This is a genomic window from Kitasatospora sp. NBC_01250, from assembly GCF_036226465.1.
Taxonomy (GTDB): domain Bacteria; phylum Actinomycetota; class Actinomycetes; order Streptomycetales; family Streptomycetaceae; genus Kitasatospora.
Window position 1 is genome coordinate 5,082,218 of the sequence record NZ_CP108476.1, and the last position, 17,331, is coordinate 5,099,548.

18 protein-coding genes are annotated in these 17,331 nt (G+C 71.1%); 12 read left to right on the plus strand and 6 right to left on the minus strand.

Annotation, left to right across the window (positions count from 1 at the left end):
- Window positions 1-14: 14 nt before the first annotated feature.
- From OG500_RS21350 to pstB, 5 genes are all read left to right on the plus strand, one after another.
- Window positions 15-482 (plus strand): NUDIX hydrolase, encoded by a 468-nt coding sequence (locus OG500_RS21350; RefSeq protein WP_442789353.1) that lies wholly within the window; start codon window positions 15-17, stop codon window positions 480-482.
- A 285-nt stretch (window positions 483-767) separates the two neighbouring features.
- On the plus strand, window positions 768-1,904 hold the full coding sequence (gene pstS, locus OG500_RS21355) for a phosphate ABC transporter substrate-binding protein PstS (protein WP_327068279.1): 1,137 nt from the start codon (window positions 768-770) through the stop codon (window positions 1,902-1,904).
- A 153-nt stretch (window positions 1,905-2,057) separates the two neighbouring features.
- Window positions 2,058-3,101: a phosphate ABC transporter permease subunit PstC gene (gene pstC / locus OG500_RS21360; protein WP_327068280.1), complete on the plus strand. Its 1,044-nt coding sequence runs from the start codon at window positions 2,058-2,060 to the stop codon at window positions 3,099-3,101.
- Window positions 3,098-4,180, plus strand: a complete 1,083-nt coding sequence (gene pstA / locus OG500_RS21365; protein WP_329582581.1) for a phosphate ABC transporter permease PstA — start codon at window positions 3,098-3,100, stop codon at window positions 4,178-4,180. The genes pstC and pstA overlap by 4 nt, the downstream gene beginning before the upstream one ends.
- Window positions 4,181-4,222: 42 nt before the next feature.
- Complete coding sequence (gene pstB / locus OG500_RS21370) at window positions 4,223-4,999, plus strand: phosphate ABC transporter ATP-binding protein PstB (protein ID WP_329582584.1); 777 nt, start codon at window positions 4,223-4,225, stop codon at window positions 4,997-4,999.
- Window positions 5,000-5,130: 131 nt separating this feature from the next.
- On the opposite strand, the gene OG500_RS21375 is transcribed toward pstB, so the two are convergent.
- Complete coding sequence (locus OG500_RS21375; RefSeq protein WP_327068283.1) at window positions 5,131-6,126, minus strand: inorganic phosphate transporter; 996 nt, start codon at window positions 6,124-6,126, stop codon at window positions 5,131-5,133.
- 5 nt (window positions 6,127-6,131) lie between these two features.
- Window positions 6,132-6,752 carry a DUF47 domain-containing protein gene (locus OG500_RS21380; RefSeq protein ID WP_327068284.1) on the minus strand — a complete coding sequence of 207 codons (621 nt, stop codon included), beginning with the start codon at window positions 6,750-6,752 and terminating at the stop codon, window positions 6,132-6,134.
- Between the two features lie 367 nt (window positions 6,753-7,119).
- Here OG500_RS21380 and OG500_RS21385 point away from each other — a divergent pair, with 367 nt between their 5' ends.
- Window positions 7,120-7,479, plus strand: a complete 360-nt coding sequence (locus tag OG500_RS21385; protein ID WP_327068285.1) for a metal-sensitive transcriptional regulator — start codon at window positions 7,120-7,122, stop codon at window positions 7,477-7,479.
- A gap of 4 nt (window positions 7,480-7,483) precedes the next feature.
- Here OG500_RS21385 and OG500_RS21390 read toward each other — a convergent pair whose 3' ends face one another.
- Window positions 7,484-7,696, minus strand: coding sequence for a hypothetical protein (locus OG500_RS21390; RefSeq protein ID WP_327068286.1), 213 nt, complete (start codon window positions 7,694-7,696; stop codon window positions 7,484-7,486).
- A 157-nt stretch (window positions 7,697-7,853) separates the two neighbouring features.
- Entirely contained in the window at window positions 7,854-8,738 is an 885-nt protein-coding gene (locus OG500_RS21395) for a hypothetical protein (RefSeq protein WP_329582590.1), read from the minus strand.
- A 198-nt stretch (window positions 8,739-8,936) separates the two neighbouring features.
- Here OG500_RS21395 and OG500_RS21400 point away from each other — a divergent pair, with 198 nt between their 5' ends.
- Window positions 8,937-9,176: a hypothetical protein gene (locus tag OG500_RS21400; protein ID WP_329582592.1), complete on the plus strand. Its 240-nt coding sequence runs from the start codon at window positions 8,937-8,939 to the stop codon at window positions 9,174-9,176.
- Window positions 9,177-9,202: 26 nt separating this feature from the next.
- Here the strand turns inward: OG500_RS21400 and OG500_RS21405 are convergent, their stop codons facing one another.
- Window positions 9,203-9,919: a phosphatase PAP2 family protein gene (locus OG500_RS21405; protein WP_329582594.1), complete on the minus strand. Its 717-nt coding sequence runs from the start codon at window positions 9,917-9,919 to the stop codon at window positions 9,203-9,205.
- 152 nt (window positions 9,920-10,071) lie between these two features.
- Window positions 10,072-11,229, minus strand: a complete 1,158-nt coding sequence (locus OG500_RS21410; RefSeq protein WP_327068290.1) for an NlpC/P60 family protein — start codon at window positions 11,227-11,229, stop codon at window positions 10,072-10,074.
- A 365-nt stretch (window positions 11,230-11,594) separates the two neighbouring features.
- Here OG500_RS21410 and OG500_RS21415 point away from each other — a divergent pair, with 365 nt between their 5' ends.
- The 5 genes from OG500_RS21415 to OG500_RS21435 all read left to right on the plus strand — a co-directional run bounded on the left by OG500_RS21415 (window position 11,595) and on the right by OG500_RS21435 (window position 17,324).
- Window positions 11,595-11,951 (plus strand): hypothetical protein, encoded by a 357-nt coding sequence (locus OG500_RS21415; protein WP_327068291.1) that lies wholly within the window; start codon window positions 11,595-11,597, stop codon window positions 11,949-11,951.
- Between the two features lie 310 nt (window positions 11,952-12,261).
- Window positions 12,262-13,071 (plus strand): hypothetical protein, encoded by an 810-nt coding sequence (locus tag OG500_RS21420; protein ID WP_329582597.1) that lies wholly within the window; start codon window positions 12,262-12,264, stop codon window positions 13,069-13,071.
- On the plus strand, window positions 13,061-14,374 hold the full coding sequence (locus OG500_RS21425) for a hypothetical protein (protein ID WP_329582599.1): 1,314 nt from the start codon (window positions 13,061-13,063) through the stop codon (window positions 14,372-14,374). The genes OG500_RS21420 and OG500_RS21425 overlap by 11 nt, the downstream gene beginning before the upstream one ends.
- Window positions 14,375-14,380: 6 nt before the next feature.
- Window positions 14,381-15,955, plus strand: coding sequence for an SCO6880 family protein (locus OG500_RS21430; RefSeq protein ID WP_327068294.1), 1,575 nt, complete (start codon window positions 14,381-14,383; stop codon window positions 15,953-15,955).
- A 34-nt stretch (window positions 15,956-15,989) separates the two neighbouring features.
- Complete coding sequence (locus OG500_RS21435; RefSeq protein WP_327071623.1) at window positions 15,990-17,324, plus strand: ATP-binding protein; 1,335 nt, start codon at window positions 15,990-15,992, stop codon at window positions 17,322-17,324.
- Window positions 17,325-17,331: the final 7 nt, after the last annotated feature.

The following is a 17,331-nucleotide window of genomic DNA, read 5'->3' on the forward strand; positions in this document are numbered from 1 at the left end:
GTGGGCCGTTCGGTGTGACGCACGGTGAGCAGCCGGTCCGTCCGGGCACGGTGCTGGCGGCGGGAGCGGTGCTCTGGCTGCCCGGCGGCCCGCGGAAGAACGGCCACGGGTTGCGCAAGCCGCGGATCGCGCTGATCCACCGTCCCAAGTACGACGACTGGAGCCTGCCCAAGGGCAAGCTGCTGGCCGGCGAGACGCCGTGGCAGGCGGCGCTGCGCGAGGTGGAGGAGGAGACGGGGCTGGTCTGCCGGCTGCTCGCGCCGCTGCCGGCCCAGCACTACCGGGCGCAGGGGCGGCCCAAGGAGGTGCGGTACTGGGCGGCGGTGCCGGTGCGCGGGGAGTTCCGGCCCAACCGGGAGGTGGACCGGATGAAGTGGCTCAAGCCGGAGAAGGCGCGGGCCAAGCTCACGCATGCCCGGGACCGGGAGCTGATCGACGCGCTGCTGGCGCGACTGGAGCAGTTGGCGCCGCTGGTCGGCTGAGCACGGGCGCGTGCGGCCCGCGTTGCCTGCTGGATGGCGCCCCGTCACCTGACAGCGTGTCTTGGCCGATTTCTTACCGTGATGCAACCGTGACTACGAGCCGGTGTTTCCTGGCATCCCTCCGAGGTTCACTCTCCGTTCACTTGCGACCGGCTGATGCGTCACCTGTCCGGCCTAGCTTCGGTCCTACCGGCGGGCCGAAGAGGCCCCGGACCAACAGCTAGGACACCTCGCCCCCGTCTTCCGGCCGGGCGCCGTGGCCTGTGCCAAAGAAAGGGACACCCTGTGAAGCTCCAGCGGAACGGCCGCACCAAGGCCCTCGCAATCGGTGCCGTGGCGCTCGTCAGCTCGCTGTCGCTCGCGGCCTGCGGCTCGGACAACAACACCACCAAGACCAGCAGCACCGCCAGTGGCGCCTCCAGCGCCGCGGCGATCACCTGCGCCTCGAAGCAGTCCCCCCTCCAGGGTGCCGGTTCGACCGCTCAGGGCAACGCGGTCGACGTCTGGAAGGCCGCCTACGGCGACGCCTGCTCGGGCTCGCAGGTCAGCTACAACGGTGTCGGCTCCGGTGCCGGTGTCGCCCAGTTCAACCAGGGCAAGGTGGCCTTCGCCGGCACCGACTTCGCCCTCAAGGCGAGCGACATCGACGCCTCGAAGGCGGTCTGCCAGAACGGCGGCCAGGCGATCGACCTGCCGATGGTGGCCGGCCTGGTCACCCTGGTCTTCAACGTCCCCGGTGTCGACAACCTGACCCTCGACGGCCAGACCGCCGCGAAGATCTTCGACGGCCAGATCACCAAGTGGAACGACCCGGCCATCGCCGCCCTCAACCCGGGCGTGAACCTGCCGGGCGACAACATCCAGACCTTCCACCGGTCGGACGACTCGGGTACCAGCTACAACCTGACCTCGTACTTCGCCAAGACCTCGAACGGCGCCTGGAGCTACGCGCCGAACAAGACCTGGCAGGGCAAGGGCGGCCAGTCGGCCACCGGCAGCGCCGGTGTCGCGGCCCAGATCAAGCAGACCTCGGACTCGATCGGCTACGTCGAGCTGTCCTACGCGCAGAACAACAGCCTGAAGACGGCTTCGATCTCCACCGGCGCCACCAAGGCCGTCGAGGCCACCGCCGCGAACGCCGCCACCACGCTGGCCAACTCCACCGTGATCGGCACCGGCAACGACCTGGCGCTGCAGCTGGACTACGGCACCAAGGCCGAGGGCGCCTACCCGATCGTCCTGGTGACCTACGAGATCGCCTGCGACAAGGGCAACAACGCGGCCACCCTGCCGGCGCTGAAGTCCTTCTTCAACTACATCGCGAGCAACGGCGGCCAGCAGGCCATCGCCACCAAGGGCTACGTCCCGCTGCCGACCCCGATCGCCAGCAAGGTCCAGGCCGCCATCGGCAACCTGAGCTGATCCGAGCTCTGCTCAACGGTCGGCGGTCCCGCGTCGGGGGGACGGGATCGCCGGCCGACCACAGCGCTTTCCGTTGAACGTTTCGTCCGGGGCACCGCCGCCATGGTGCCGCCCGCCCGCCGGGCCGCACCGCCAGACCGGAGTTAGAACCTCATGACCTCCTCCCCACCGCCCGGCTCCGCTGAGCAGCCAGGGCCAGCCACCTCCGTCCAGGGCCGTCCACCCGCGTCCGCCGAGCAGCCCGCGCGCAGCTCGCTGAAGGGCAACAGCCGCTTCGGTGACAGCCTGTTCTTCGGCCTCTCGGCCGGGTCCGGCATCCTGCTGCTGGTCATCATGGCCGCGATCGCGGGCTTCCTGCTGTACCGCAGCGGGATGGCGATCAGCAAGGACCAGACGAACTTCCTGACCACCTTCGGGTGGGACCCGGACAACCTCCTCAAGCCGAGCTTCGGCATCGCGGTGCTGGCCTTCGGCACCGTGGCGAGCGCGGCCATCGCGATGATCATCGCGGTCCCGGTCGCGATCGGCATCGCGCTGTTCATCTCGCACTACGCGCCGCGCCGGATCGCCCAGCCGTTCGCCTACCTGGTGGACCTGCTGGCCGCCGTGCCCAGCATCGTCTACGGCCTGTGGGGCGCGCTCTTCCTGGTGCCGCACCTGAACGGCCTGATGAGCTGGCTGAACGACTACCTCGGCTGGACCTACATCTTCAAGACCACCCACCCCGGGGCGCCGGCACGCAGCCTGTTCACCGTGGGGATCATCCTGGCGATCATGATCCTGCCGATCATCACCGCGGTCAGCCGCGAGGTGTTCCGCCAGGTGCCGCGGATGCACGAGGAGGCGGCGCTCGCGCTGGGCGCGACCCGCTGGGAGATGATCCGCACCGCGGTGATCCCCTTCGGCCGTCCGGGCATCATCTCCGCCTCGATGCTCGGCCTCGGCCGGGCGCTCGGCGAGACCATCGCGGTGGCCACCGTGCTGTCCTCCAGCAGCGAGCTGTCGCTGCACATCCTGGACGCGGGTGGCGGTACCTTCGCGCAGAACATCGCGCTGAAGTTCGGTGAAGCGGGCACCGTCGGCAAGGACGCCCTCATGGCGGCCGGCCTGGTGCTGTTCGCGATCACGTTGCTGGTGAACGGTGCGGCGCGGCTGATCATCGCCCGTCGCAAGGAGTACTCGGGGGCCAACGCATGACCACCGCGCCTTCTGTCGCCGACCGCACGCCGGTCCCGCTGCTGCGCCACTCGCTGACCGCCGCCCGGCTGCCCCGCTGGGCCCCGCCCGGCACAGCCGTGCTCGCCATCGCGCTCGGCTGCGCGATCGGCGCGGGCTTCGGCCTGGTCAGCCACTTGCAGTGGGGCCTGATCGCCGCGCTGCTCTTCGTCGCGATCACCTTCGGCCTCTCGGCCCGCGTCGAGGGGGTCCGGCAGGCCAAGGACCGGATCGCCACCTCGCTGATCTGGGTCGCCTTCATCCTCGCGATCATCCCGCTGGTCTCGCTGATGGTCTACACCATCCAGCAGGGCGCCGGCGTGGTGAACGGCGACTTCCTGAGCCACTCGATGCGCGGGGTGGTGGCCTCCTCCGGCCCTGGCGGCGGCGTCTACCACGCGCTGCTCGGCACCCTGCAGCAGATCGGCCTCGCCACCGCGATCGCCGCTCCGATCGGCCTGCTCACCGCGGTCTACCTGGTCGAGTACGGCCGGGGTCCGCTGGCGAAGGTCGTCACCTTCTTCGTCGACGTCATGACGGGCATCCCGTCGATCGTCGCCGGTCTGTTCGTCCTGTCCGTCTGGAACATCGGGCTCGGCTTCGCCTACTCCGGCTTCTCGGGCAGCCTCGCGCTGGCGATCCTGATGATGCCGGTGGTCGTCCGGTCCACCGAGGAGATGCTCAAGCTCGTCCCGAACGAGCTGCGCGAAGCCTCGTACGCGCTCGGCGTGCCCAAGTGGAAGACGATCCTGCGGATCGTCCTCCCGACCGCGATCGGCGGCATCGCCACCGGTGTGATGCTGGCGATCGCCCGCATCGCCGGTGAGACGGCGCCGGTGATGATGCTGGTCGGCGTCTGGGACTCGATCAACGCCAATCCGTTCGTCGGGCCCCAGGAGTCGCTGCCGGTCTTCATCTGGCAGCAGTACTCCCAGGTCAACAACCAGTACGGGTACGCCCGTGCCTGGGGTGCCGCGCTGGTGCTGATCGCCCTGGTGATGGGGCTCAACCTGATCGCCCGGGGCATCGCCCGCTGGCGCTCGCCCAAGACCGGCCACTGACCGACCGACTGACGTACGAACAGACGAGAGAGACGAAAGATCATGGCAAAGCGCATCGACGTCAGCGGACTGTCGGCCTACTACGGCGCCACCCGGGCCATCGAGGACATCTCGATGACCGTCGAGCCCCGCTCGGTGACGGCCTTCATCGGCCCCTCCGGCTGCGGCAAGTCCACCTTCCTGCGCACCCTCAACCGGATGCACGAGGTGATCCCCGGCGCCCGGGTCGAGGGCAAGGTCATGCTGGACGACGAGAACCTCTACGGCTCCGGCGTCGACCCGGTGGCCGTGCGGCGCACCGTCGGCATGGTCTTCCAGCGGCCCAACCCGTTCCCCACCATGTCGATCTACGAGAACGTGGTCGCCGGCCTGAAGCTGGCCGGGGTGCGGAAGAAGGCGGTGCTGGACGGCGTGGTGGAGAACTCGCTGAAGGGCGCCAACCTCTGGAACGAGGTCAAGGACCGGCTGAGCAAGCCGGGCGCGGGCCTGTCCGGTGGTCAGCAGCAGCGTCTGTGCATCGCCCGCGCCATCGCGGTCGAGCCCGAGGTCCTGCTGATGGACGAGCCCTGCTCGGCGCTGGACCCGATCTCCACGCTGGCGATCGAGGACCTGATCGGCCAGCTCAAGGAGCGGTTCACGATCGTCATCGTGACCCACAACATGCAGCAGGCCGCACGCGTCTCGGACCGCACCGCCTTCTTCAACCTGGCCGGTGTCGGCCAGCCGGGCAAGCTGATCGAGCTGGACGACACCCAGCGGATCTTCTCCAACCCGTCGGTCCAGGCGACCGAGGACTACATCTCCGGCCGCTTCGGCTAGAGCACACCGACTGCTCCGCGGTGCTGCATGGCGGTGCCGCCGCGGAGTACGACAGGAGGGCCCGCCCCCGGGACACGGGGGCGGGCCCTCCTGCTGTGCGGACCCCGTGATCGGGGCCCCGGCCGGATCCGTCAGCCCACGGCCAGGTCGGTCAGCCAGTAGACGAGCGCGGCGACCAGGGCCGCGGCCGGCATGGTGATGAACCAGCCGAGCACGATGTTCTTGGCCACTCCCCAGCGCACCGCGCGGACCCGCTTGGTGGCGCCCACGCCCATGATCGCCGAGGTGATCACGTGCGTGGTGGAGATCGGCGCCTTGAAGACGTACGAGGTCACGTACATGATCGCGGCGGAGGTGGACTCGGCGGCGAAGCCCTGCGGCGGGTCCAGCTCGATGATCTTGCGGCCCAGGGTCCGCATGATCCGCCAGCCGCCCGCGTAGGTGCCCAGCGACAGCATGGTGGCGCAGGAGATCTTCACCCAGATCGGGATGCCGTTGCCGCTCTGGTGTCCGGAGATGGTCAGCGCCATCACCACGATGCCCATCGTCTTCTGGGCGTCCTGCAGACCGTGGGCCAGCGCCATCGCGGCGGCCGAGGCGGTCTGCGCGACCCGGAAGCCGCGCTTGGCCTTGTGCGGGTTGGCCTTGCGGAAGATCCACAGGATCGCCAGCATCACCAGGTAGCCGAAGACCAGGCCGACGACCGGCGAGAGCACCATCGGGATGATGATCTTCTCGATCACGCCGTGCCAGATCACCCCGGTGCCGGCCGCCAGTGCCGCGCCGACCAGGCCGCCGAAGAGCGCGTGCGAGGAGGAGGACGGCAGGCCGAAGTACCAGGTGACCAGGTTCCAGGCGATCGCACCGACCAGCGCGCCGAACAGGACCGTCATCCCCTGGCTGCCCTGCGGGGTCTCGATCAGGCCCTTGGAGACGGTCTGGGCCACCCCGCTGCCCAGGAAGGCGCCGGCCAGGTTCATCACCGCGGCCATCGCGAGAGCGGCCCTCGGCGTCAGCGCCCGGGTGGAGACCGAGGTGGCGATGGCGTTGGCCGAGTCGTGGAAGCCGTTGGTGTAGGTGAAGAAGAACGCCACACCGATGACGCAGATGAGTGCTGCCATGTCCACGCTGGTCAGGACTCCTTGACGGCGATGGTCTCCACCGTGTTGGCGACGTGCTCGAAGGCGTCGGCGGCCTCTTCCAGCACGTCCACGACCTGCTTGAGCTTGAGCACCTCGATCGCCTCGTACTGCCCGCTGAACAGGTGGGCCAGCAGCTTGCGGTGGATCTGGTCCGCCTGGTTCTCCAGCCGGTTGATCTCGATCCAGTACTCGTTCAGGTGCGCCATGCTGCGCAGGCGCGGCATCGCCTCGGCGGTCAGCTCGGCGGCCCGGGCCAGCACCTCGATCTGCTCCTCCACACCCTTGGGCAGGGTCTGGATGTCGTAGAGCACGACCAGGTCGACGGCCTCCTCCATGAAGTCCATGATGTCGTCGAGCGAGGAGGCGAGGCTGTAGATGTCCTCGCGGTCGAACGGCGTGATGAAGGAGGAGTTCAGCTGGTGGAAGATCGCGTGGGTGGTGTCGTCGCCCGCGTGCTCGGCGGCGCGCATGCGCTCGACGATCTCCGCGCGGGCTGCCACGTCTGAGCCCAGCAGTTCCAGCAGGAGCTTCGATCCGACGACGAGGTTCTCCGCGGCGGCGGCGAACATGTCGTAGAAGCTCGTCTCCTTCGGGGTCAGGCTAAAACGCACGGAAATCTCCGATGAGCGGGGAGTGGACTGAACGATGCTAGGTGCTCTGCGTCAGGATTGTGCAAACGGGGTGCGCGCCTGGGAACCGGATGCTCCTCTTCCGAGTCGCCGGTCGACCGGCCCGTCAGACCCCGGCGGGGACCCCGTACGTCGGCGTGCGGGTCGGTGGATCTGTGAGGTCCCAGTCTGACGGAACCTCGGGGGGAATGCGCCTGCCCGGCGCCCGATGATCCCGATCAGCCGCCCGGACGGGGTAACACCACCGGGGCCCGGGGTGCGGGACACTAGGGTCTGTCTGACGATTCCCGCCGGGCGTGGGAGCACCGGCGGGAATCGGCCGGGCGAGGGACGAGAACGGGGCAGGCCGATGACCACGAGCAACACGGAGAGCAGCACCGGCACCCAGCCGACCGGGGCGCCGGCCGGCCCGGCGCACGGGGCGGGCCCGCACGGGTACAGCTCGCACAAGGCGGACCACCTCAAGCGGCTGCGCCGGATCGAGGGTCAGGCCCGCGGCCTGCAGCGGATGGTGGAGGAGGACGTCTACTGCATCGACATCCTCACCCAGGTCTCGGCCACCACCAAGGCGCTGCAGTCCTTCGCGCTGGCGCTGCTGGACGAGCACATCAAGCACTGCGTGGCGGCGGCCGTCGAGGAGGGCGGCTCGGCGATGGACGAGAAGGTCAGCGAGGCGATGACGGCGATCAGCCGACTGCTGCGGAGCTGAGGCCCTAGCTGTTGCGACCCTCCGGGGCGCCCGGCTCCTCGGCCTCCGGCGGCTGGTGCAGCAGCACCTCGTCGATCCGGGCGGTGGGCAGCCGCTCGGCGTTGCTGGCGGTGGCGGCGATCATCAGCTCACCGGCCAGCTCGATCTCGTCGAGGGCCGCGCTCTCGTGGCCGGCGGTCCGATCCGCTCCACCTGTCCGATCCGCCGAGGACGACACCCTGCACCACCCCTTCACCACCCGCTCGCCGGGGCGGCAGGCACCCGTCCCCCAGCCTAGAGAGTGCGTGGCCCGCCCCCCATGGCACGGACGGGTCATCTCTGCCACCGAAACGGGTGGGCCGCCCGCGCCGCCGCACCCGGGCGGTGACGGCGCGTCACTTCGGGGAGGCGCTGGAGTCCTTCATCTCGACCACGTCGGCGGCGGGCGGCTCGCTGACCTGGACCGGCTGGCCGAAGGCGCTGAGCGCGACCGTGGAGGTCACCTTCACCTGGTCCTTGGGATCCTTGGAACCGGCGACCCCGGCGAAGGTGAAGATCTCGGTGACCTTGTGCAGCCGGCCCTCGGAGTCCAGCCAGGCCTCGAACGGGACGTCCTTGACGGTGAAGGTGCTCGCCGCCATCCGCAGGCCGTTCGCCCCCTGGCCACCGGTGGCGTCGGCCGCCTTGGACAGGTCCAGGGTGCCCTTGTAGTGCTTGAGCGGCACCCCGTCCAGCGTCTCGTCACCGACCACGCTCGCCTGCTGCACGCCGCGCAGCGCGCCCGCGGCGGTGGCCGGGTCGGTGGCGCCGTTGCTGATCAGGTTGCCGTCGGCCAGCTGGCGCACGTCCAGCTCGACCCACTTGCCCGCGGGCACCTTGGCGCCGCTGTTCTGCAGGAAGACGATGCCCGGCTCTACCACCTCGACCACCTTGCCGGTGGTGGCGGCGCCCGGCGGGACCTGCACCTCGATGCGGCCGATCCGCTTGACGTAGTCGTAGGCGCCGGTGCCGGTGAAGGCGGCCTTCTTGTCCGCCGACTCGGTGGTCAGCTGGGTGGCGGCCTGGGCGGAGCCGGTGCGGCCGGTGATGTCGGCGGCGTTGCGCACCGCCGTGACCGGGTCGTCGGCGAGCTTGTCGGCCACCGGGCTCTGGCTCGCGGAGGCGCTCGCGTTCGCGTCGGCTGAGCCGCCCGAGGTGCCGCCGCAGGCGGTCAGCGCGGCGGCTAGCAGCACGGTGGCCGCGGCCGGGAGCAGGGCGCGGGTGGTGGGCGACGTGGTCATGGTGATCTCAACCCCCATGGTGATCCGGGCCCCCTCGGGCCGGATGACCTGCGGGCCGCCGCCCCTGGCTGGGCGGGGCCGGTACTGGCGAGAACGACCGCGGTCCGCCCCGGTTACGCGGCGGACGGCGTGCGGCGGTCGGCGCGCGCCGGGGCCGTGGGGCGTTCGGGGCGGGGAAACCGGGTTACCGTTGAAGCCGTGCATACGGAGCTGTCGGCCCGGTCCGACTCCCGCGGTGACCCGTCCGAGAACGTCGTCGAGCAGGGTGCCGGGAACGCCGCCGGGAGCGGCTCGGCACCCGCCCACCGGACCGAGGTCTCCGAGCGCGGTTCCTTCGCCCACGCGGCGTGCTCCTGCGGCTGGTTCGCCCCGGCCCGGCGCTCGCGCGACCGGGCCCGGCGGGACGCCGCCGAGCACCTCGCGCAGCCGGACGGCTGACGGGCGCTCAACCGCCCCCGGCCGGCCTAGGCCGCCAGGTCGGAGTCGGTGGCCGCCGAACGCTCCTGCTCGGGCCGCGGCTGCTCGGTGCCGGTACCGCGGCGCCGGCGCCTGGGCGCGCCGACGGGGCCGGCCGTGATCAGCGGCCCGGCCGCGGTGCGGGAGAGCGCGTGGCACAGCGGCACCAGCAGGGCCATCGCGAGCGGGGCGAGCAGCAGCGCCACGGCGGTGGCCAGCGCGTAGCCGCCCAGCACGTCGGTGGGGTAGTGCACCCCCATGTACAGGCGGCAGAACCCCTGCAGCAGCGCCAGCGCGCCGGCGATCGCGCCCAGCCGGCGATTGACCAGGAAGAGCGCCACGGCGACGGTCATCGACATGGTCGCGTGGTCGCTGACGAAGGAGTGGGTCCCGGCCTTGCCGGCCACCAGCACGTCCAGGCCCGGGTGGTCGACGAACGGGCGCGGCCGGTTCACGATGGCGGCGATCGGCAGGTTGGCGAGCTCGGCGGCCACGACCGCCAGCGGCACCCAGAGCACCCCGGCCACCGCCACCGGCGCGTCCGGGCGGCGCCGGGCCTGCAGCCAGCCGACCGCGCAGAGCGCGAACAGGCCCAGCAGGATGCCGTACTCGCCGATCCAGGAGACCAGGCCGTCCAGCCAGCCGGGGGCGTCCCTGGCCCATCCGTTGACGGTGTAGAGCAGTTCGAGGTCCGGGTTGCCGGTGTCGGCCGACAGCGTCGACACGCCGTACCTCCTGTGCTCCGCCGGCCTGCTGCGAGGGTCGGCTGATCCTGTGGTGCTTGCCCTGGGAGTTAACGAGGCGGGCAGGTCACAGCGTTCCACGCCGACCGGGTGTTATGGAAACTTGACGTGGGATGGTCAGATCTGGTGGGGCGTCAGGCCCGCTTCAACGGCGTGCCGGTGGGAGCGGGCACGGGCGGGGCGGCGGGCAGGACCGGGTTCGGGGCGCTCGGGCCCGGGGTGTTCGTGCCCGGCGCGCCCGGGGCGGGCGAGGCGCTGGTGGGCTGCTGCTGGCCGGTCGCGGGGCCGCCGGTGATGGTGCCGTCGCTGCCGCGTACGGGCAGCGCGGCAGCGCCGTCCTGAGTGACCCGGGTGGCGCCGATGTAGTCCTTCTGATCGATGGAGTCGTAGCGGATCACCGCGCCCGTGTGCGGGGCGTTGATCATGTATCCGCCGCCGACGTAGATGCCCACGTGGTGGATGCTGCGCGGGTCGGTCAGATCGGTGGCGAAGAAGACCAGGTCGCCGGGGCGCAGCTGGTCGCGCGAGGGGTGCGGGCCCGCGTACCACTGGTCGTTGGCCACCCGGGGCAGGCTGATGCCGACCGAGAGGTAGGCGGCCTGGGTCAGGCCCGAGCAGTCGAACTGGCCGTTCTGCGAGGACAGTCCCTCACCGCCCCACAGGTAGGGGGTGCCGAGCTTGGTCTGGGCGAAGTAGATGGCGCCCGAGGCCTGCGGGGAGACCGCCACGGGAGAGGTGGCGGCGGTGAAGCTCGGCACCAGGGCGAGGATCGAGCGGACGTAGCCCTGGGTCTCCGTGTAGGGCGGCACGCCCTGGTACTGCTGGACCGCGCCCCAGCCGGCGTTGTAGGCGGCGAGCATGTTGGCCACCGGGTCGCCCGGGATGCCGGTGATGTGCTGGGCGTAGTCGCAGTCGATCCGGGCCATGACCGGGATGGCGTCCGAGGGGTTCCAGGGGCTCTGGCCGGGCTGGGCGTACGACGCCCAGGTGCTCGGGATGATCTGGCCGATGCCCTCGGCGTTCGCACTGCTGTGGGCGGTCGGGTCGAACCCGCTCTCCTGGTACAGCTGGGCGGCCAGCAGCGGCGGCGTGACCAGCGGGCACGTGCTGCTGCCGGCCTGCTGGACCAGGCTCTGGTAGGCGGCCGGGACCGTGCCGGGCGCCAGCCCGGGCGCCGAACCGGCCTGCGCGTAGCCGCTGGCGGCGTAGGTGCCGACCCCGATCAACAGCAGGAAGCCGGTCGCAACAGCTCCCCCCGCGATCGCCGCACGGGCGCCTTTCCGGAGTACCATCAGCACCATCCCGATGCAGTGTCAGAGTGCTTGTGCCCCTGAGGAGCCAGGGGTGGAGCCTCCGGCGCGACACCGGTACGCATATGCCCCCCGCACGCGCCAGGTCGATCGGCCGGCACCCCCACCAGTCTGCTGGAGGGCGTTGCTCAGCGCAATCATCGGAGATACAAAGAGTGAGCGGTATCCTTCGTACAGTGGACATCCTGGCGCACATGTCCCGTATCGCGCGACCAATCCTCAAGAAGTAGCCAAGTCGACATCAGATCTGGCCAAGAATGGGTCCCGGCTCTTCGCAGTCCCCAGGTGAGGGGCCTTCAATTGGCTGACCGGGCGGTGAGACAGGAATGCACGTGAGTGACACAGTGATGAGTGTGGGCAACACCGTGAGCGGCTACGCCAGCGGTCTGCTGGCCGACGACCCGACCACCAAGAAGGGCAACATCGACACCATTATCGGTGGTATCGCCCCGGATTGGGGTCCGTTCTCCACGCTCGGCTCGGAAGCCAGGATCATGGTGGAGGTCGTGATGGCGGTGGCCATCCTGGCCTGCCTGGCGATCGCGGTCTGGGGCGCCGCGAAGCAGCGGATCGGGGCGACCGCGATGCGTGACACCTTCAGTGCCGAGCAGGGCAAGGGCCTGATCATCGCCGGCCTGACCGGCGTGTTCATCATCGGATCCCTGGGCACCCTGTTCACCATTGTCTACGGCATGGCCATCTGACGATCAGACAGGCAGACCAGTCACACTGGTCCCTGTCGGTTGACCCGGCTGGTCGGTCGGCCCAGCGGGGCCGCCGGTCAGCGCTGGTCGACTGTGGTCGGCATCGGTCAGAATCGGATGACCGGATCCGGCGGACCAGGCAGGCCGGGCCCAGTCGCCGTCAGGCGTACCGGGCCTGACGGACCGGGCAGGCCCGCCCGGCTCGTCCCAGGGATCCCGGATCCGACCGCCCCGGTCGGTCGGGCTGCCGCAACCGACCGGATTGTCACGCTGGAGCCCACCACCGGCTCCCTGTCCCAGGAGGGCCGCCGTGCCGTTGCCCGACGACCAGCCGCACACCCGTACGCGGCTGCCGGTCGGCGAACAGTCCTCCCCGTACCCGACCCGCCGTCAGCCGCGCCCGCTGCGCGCCCTGCTGACCGTGCTGCTGGTCGTCGCCCTGCTGGTGGTCGCCCTCGTGATCGCCAACCACGACAAGCCCGCCTCCTCGGCCGACGGACAGCACGGCCCCGCCCCCCTCCCGCCCGCCACCGCGGCCACCGCGCCCAGCGGCACCCAGCCGGTCGGCACCACCAGCAACGGGATCGGCACCGGCTACCCCGACACCGACCAGGGCGCCCAGTCGGCGGCGGCCAACTACGCCGTCGCGCTCGGCGGCGCCGACATGTTCCGGCCCGACGGGCGGCGCACCGTGCTCGCCGCGATCGCCGACCCGGCCGTCGCCGACGCGCTGCGCGCCCGGCTGGACCAGGCGATCACCCCCGCCGTGCTCAGCGGCTACGGCCTGGACGCCCAGGGCCAGGCGCCCAAGGGGCTCACCTTCGTCAGCCGCGCGGTGCCGATCGGCACCCGCACCGACGGCTACACGGCCGACAGCACCAAGGCGCTGGTCTGGTGCACGGGGCTCGGCGGCCTGGCCGGGACCTCCTCGACCAAGCCGGTGAGCGCCTCCTGGTACACCCTCACGCTGACCCTGCACTGGACCGGCGGGGACTGGAAGCTCACCGACTACACCCGCCAGGACGGCCCCGCGCCCGTCCCCGCCGACCAACAGGCCGCCAGTGCCGATGAGATCACCGGCGCCGTCCAGCAGTTCGGAGGCTTCCGCTATGCCCGCTGACGGCCCACAGCCCTCCCTCGCCCGCCGCGCCGGCGCGCTGGCGGGGACGCTGGCGACGCTGCAACTGGGGGCGCTGCTGCTGGCCCAGCGCGTCTTCGCGGCCCCCAGCGCCCCACCTTCGGGGAGCCCGAGCCCGTCGGCGGTCCCGTCTCCTTCGTCGACGGGCAACTGCAACGTCCTCCCCCTGCCCGGCAGTGACGTGTACTGCGCGCAGGGCGGCGGCGGTGGCCTCCCCGGCTCCTCCACCGTCGGCTCCGTCACCGACCCGCTCGGCTCCCTCGCCAAGGCCTGCGCCCAGGCCGCCGCCTGGGTGGTGCGCAGCCTGTCCGGCGCGATCAACGGCACCACGCAGGTGGACTTCACCAACGCCAGCTTCCTGCAGCAGTACGCCGTCGTCTTCGCCGGCGCCACCGTGGTGACCCTGGTGCTCTGGCTGCTCGCCGTGACCAAGCGGGCGGTGCGCGGGGTGCCGCTGCACCAGGCCTTCTCGGAGGCGATCGGCTTCCTCTGGCTGACCGTGGTGGCCTCCGCCTTCACCCCGCTGATCCTCTACACCCTGGTCGGCGCGACCGACGGGCTGACCGCCGCGATCGCCTCCGGCACCAAGTCGGACACCGGCACCTACCTGGGCGGCCTGGCCGACACCCTGGAGCACGGCACGATCGGCGGCGGCCCGCTGATCCTGATCCTGGTCTCGCTGATCGGCGTGCTGGCCGCCGCCGTGCTCTGGATCGAGCTGCTGATCCGGGCCGCGATGCTCTACGTGGGAGCGCTGCTCGGCACCGCGGTCTACGCGGGCCTGGTGGACAAGCAGCTGTGGAAGCACGTGCGCCGCTGGGCCGGCCTGATGGCCGCGATCGACCTGGCCAAGCCGGTGATCGTGATCATCCTGGGCCTGGCCAGCGCGATCTCCACCGGCTCGGGGGCCTCGGACGACTTCGCCCGGATCCTCTCCGGGCTCGCCATCCTCTTCCTGTCGATCTTCGCCAGCAGCGCCATCTACCGCTTCGTGCCCGGCTTCGGCGACGAGATGCTGCACCTGCGCCAGGCCAGGGCCAGCGCCGTGTCGGCCGGATCGGCGATGATCAACGGGCCGGCCAACCTGGTGAAGCAGGGCATCTCGACGCACGGCTCGCGCGGCGGTGCCGAGGGCGGCGGTGGCGGTGGCGGTGGCGGGGCCGGCGGCGGTTCGGTCGCCCCGGGCATCGCCGCGCACGCCTCGCGCAGCACGGCGCCGCCGGCCCCCGCCAAGCCGCCGGCTCCGGCTCCGGCCCCGGCACAGAACCCAGCGAAGGGAGGGTGACGCACCTTGAGCAGCGAACCGCTCGGCCAGTACGGGGGGCAGTACGCCCAGAGTTATGTCCACCAGCGCCGCACCTACCTGATCGGCAAGGCCCGGCCGAACGCGCCGATCGGGCGCAACCGGGAGTCCGGCGAGATCCTGCTGATCATCTTCGGCGCCTTCCTGGGCATGCTCTGGGGCCTGCTGATGCCGGTGCTGTCGCTGCGGATCGCCGGCCTGGTCGGCCTGCCGGCGCTGGCGCTGGCCGCGGTCTACGTCCCCTACCGGCGCCGCACCTTCTACAAGTGGGCCGAGATCAACCGCACCTACCGGCGCACCCTGCGCAGCGGCCGGGCAGTGTGGCAGTCCACCGCGATGGACGCGGGCACCGCGCTGAGCGGCCGGGAGGTCGAGGTCGGCCCGCCGCCCGGGGTGGGCCGGCTGCGCTGGCTGAGCGCGCCGTTCGGGCCGGACGAGGTCGGGGTGCTGATGCACCTGGAGCGGCGCACGGTGACCGCGGCGATCGAGATCGAGGGGCCGGGCGTGGGCCTGCGCGACTCCGAGGACCAGGAGGCGCTGGTCGACCGGTTCGGCACGCTGCTCAAGCACGTCGCCAACGGGGACGGCTTCGTGACGCGGCTGCAGATCCTGGCCCGCACCCTGCCCGCCGACCCGGACGCGCACGCCAAGGACGTCGAGCGGCGCGGTGACCACGAGGCGCCGCGCTGGCTCAAGGACTCCTACGACCAGCTGCAGTCGATGGTCTCCACCTCCTCCGAGCAGCACCGGGCCTACCTGGTGGCCTGCATGCACTACACCCGTGACCTGGCCGCCGAGGCGCACGCGATGGGCCGCAGCGCCACCGGCGAGCGGGCCCGGGACGACGACGGCCTCGCCGCCGTGATGGCCCGTGAACTGACCGACATCTGCGCCCGGTTGGCCGAGGCCGACATCCGGGTGCGGCAGCCGCTGGGCCAGGCCAGGCTCTCCTCGCTGCTGCACTCGATGTACGACCCGGACCACCCGATCGACCACATCCAGGCGATGACCCGGCGCAACGCCTGGCCGGCCGAGCTGGACGCCACCCACCCGCAGTACCTGCAGGCCAAGACCCGCGAGTCGGTCACCCGTGAGCCCTGGTGCCACGCCACCGCCTGGGTCAAGGAGTGGCCGCTCACCCCGGTGGGTGTCAACTTCCTGGCCCCGCTGCTGGTGCACACCCCGGACGTGATCCGCACGGTGGCCGTCACCATGGACCTGGAGCCCACCGACGTGGCCATCGAGCGGATGCTCACCGAGAAGACCAACGACGAGGCCGAGGCCAGCCGGGCCGCCAAGATGAACCGCACGGTCGACCCGCGCGACCTGGCCCACACCGGCCGGGTCGACCAGCGCGGCGACGACCTGGCCTCCGGCGCCGCCGGGGTCAACCTGGTCGGCTACATCACGGTCTCCTCCCGCAGCCCCGAGGCGCTGGCCCGGGACAAGCGGACCATCCGGGCCTCGGCCGGCAAGAGCTACCTCAAGCTGGAGTGGTGCGACCGCGAGCACCACCGCGCCTTCGTCAACACCCTGCCGTTCGCCACCGGCATCCGCCGCTGACCTGCCCTGGAGGCCCCCCTTGGCGATTGGCAACATGACCGACGCCTTCACCAGCCTGATGTTCGGCAAGGTGGAGACCACCCGGCTGCCGGTGCGCACCTCCACCGGTCAGGCCCAGGCGGTCTACCTGCCCACGGCCGCACCGGGGCTGGGCGACTCCGGGGTGATCATCGGCCGCGAGGTCTACAGCGGCAAGGGGTACGTCTACGACCCGTTCCAGCTCTACGGCCAGCAGCTGCCGGCCCCGCACTGGCTGGTCCTCGGCGAGTCCGGCAACGGCAAGTCGGCGCTGGAGAAGACCTACGTGCTGCGCCAGTTGAGGTTCCGCGACCGCCAGGTGGTGGTGCTCGACGCGCAGGGCGAGGACGGGGTCGGCGAGTGGAACCTGATCGCCGACGCGCTGGGCATAAAGTCGGTGCGCCTGGACCCGATGGCGGCCCGGGACGGCGGCGTGAAGCTCAACCCGCTGGACCCGGCGATCACCACCACCGGTCAGCTCTCGCTGCTGCGCACCATCATCGAGGTGGCGATGGGGCGCGGTCTGGAGGAGCGGGCCGGTTTCGCGCTGAAGGCCGCGCACGCGCACGTGCGGGCGACCGTGACCGACCGTCAGCCGATCCTGGGCGACATCATCGACACGCTGCGCCGCCCCGACCTGTCCTCGGTGGAGTCGCTGGGGGTGGATCCGGAGGAGGTGCAGTCCTGGGGCCTGGACGTGGCGCTGGTGCTGGACCGGCTGGTCGACGGTGACCTGCGCGGCATGTTCGACGGGCCCACCACGACCGGTATCGACCTGGACGCCCCGCTGATCGTCTTCGACCTCTCGCACATCGACCGCAACTCGATCGCGATGCCGATCCTGATGGCGATCGTGGGCGTCTGGCTGGAGCACACCTGGATCCGCCCCGACCGCCGCAAGCGCATCTTCCTGGTCGAGGAGGCCTGGCACATCATCAACAGCCCCTTCGTCGCCCAGCTCTTCCAGCGGCTGCTGAAGTTCGGCCGCCGGCTGGGCCTGTCCTTCGTCGCGGTGGTCCACCACCTGTCCGACGTGGTGGACGGGGCCGCGGCCAAGGAGGCCTCGGCGATCCTGAAGATGGCCTCCACCCGCACCATCTACATGCAGAAGGCCGACGAGGCCCGGGCCACCGGGCGGGTGCTCGGCCTGCCCCGGTGGGCGGTGGAGATCATCCCGACCCTGTCGCCCGGCATCGCGGTCTGGGACGTCAATGGCAACGTCCAGGTGGTCAAGCACATCATCACCGACAGCGAGCGCCCGCTGGTCTACACGGACCGCGCGATGACCGAGGACATGGTGGCCGAACGGGTCCGCGCCGACCGGCAGCTGGCGGCCGAGCCGGAGATCTGAACCGCCG

Excerpts from the sequence above, each read along its gene's own strand:
- pstC (WP_327068280.1), top strand. The coding sequence starts at position 2,058 with ATGACCTCCTCCCCACCGCCCGGCTCCGCTGAGCAGCCAGGGCCAGCC.
- pstA (WP_329582581.1), top strand. The coding sequence starts at position 3,098 with ATGACCACCGCGCCTTCTGTCGCCGACCGCACGCCGGTCCCGCTGCTG.
- pstB (WP_329582584.1), top strand. The coding sequence starts at position 4,223 with ATGGCAAAGCGCATCGACGTCAGCGGACTGTCGGCCTACTACGGCGCC.
- OG500_RS21385 (WP_327068285.1), top strand. The coding sequence starts at position 7,120 with ATGACCACGAGCAACACGGAGAGCAGCACCGGCACCCAGCCGACCGGG.
- OG500_RS21395 (WP_329582590.1), bottom strand. The coding sequence starts at position 8,738 with ATGACCACGTCGCCCACCACCCGCGCCCTGCTCCCGGCCGCGGCCACC.
- OG500_RS21410 (WP_327068290.1), bottom strand. The coding sequence starts at position 11,229 with ATGGTACTCCGGAAAGGCGCCCGTGCGGCGATCGCGGGGGGAGCTGTT.
- OG500_RS21415 (WP_327068291.1), top strand. The coding sequence starts at position 11,595 with ATGAGTGTGGGCAACACCGTGAGCGGCTACGCCAGCGGTCTGCTGGCC.
- OG500_RS21425 (WP_329582599.1), top strand. The coding sequence starts at position 13,061 with ATGCCCGCTGACGGCCCACAGCCCTCCCTCGCCCGCCGCGCCGGCGCG.
- OG500_RS21435 (WP_327071623.1), top strand. The coding sequence starts at position 15,990 with ATGACCGACGCCTTCACCAGCCTGATGTTCGGCAAGGTGGAGACCACC.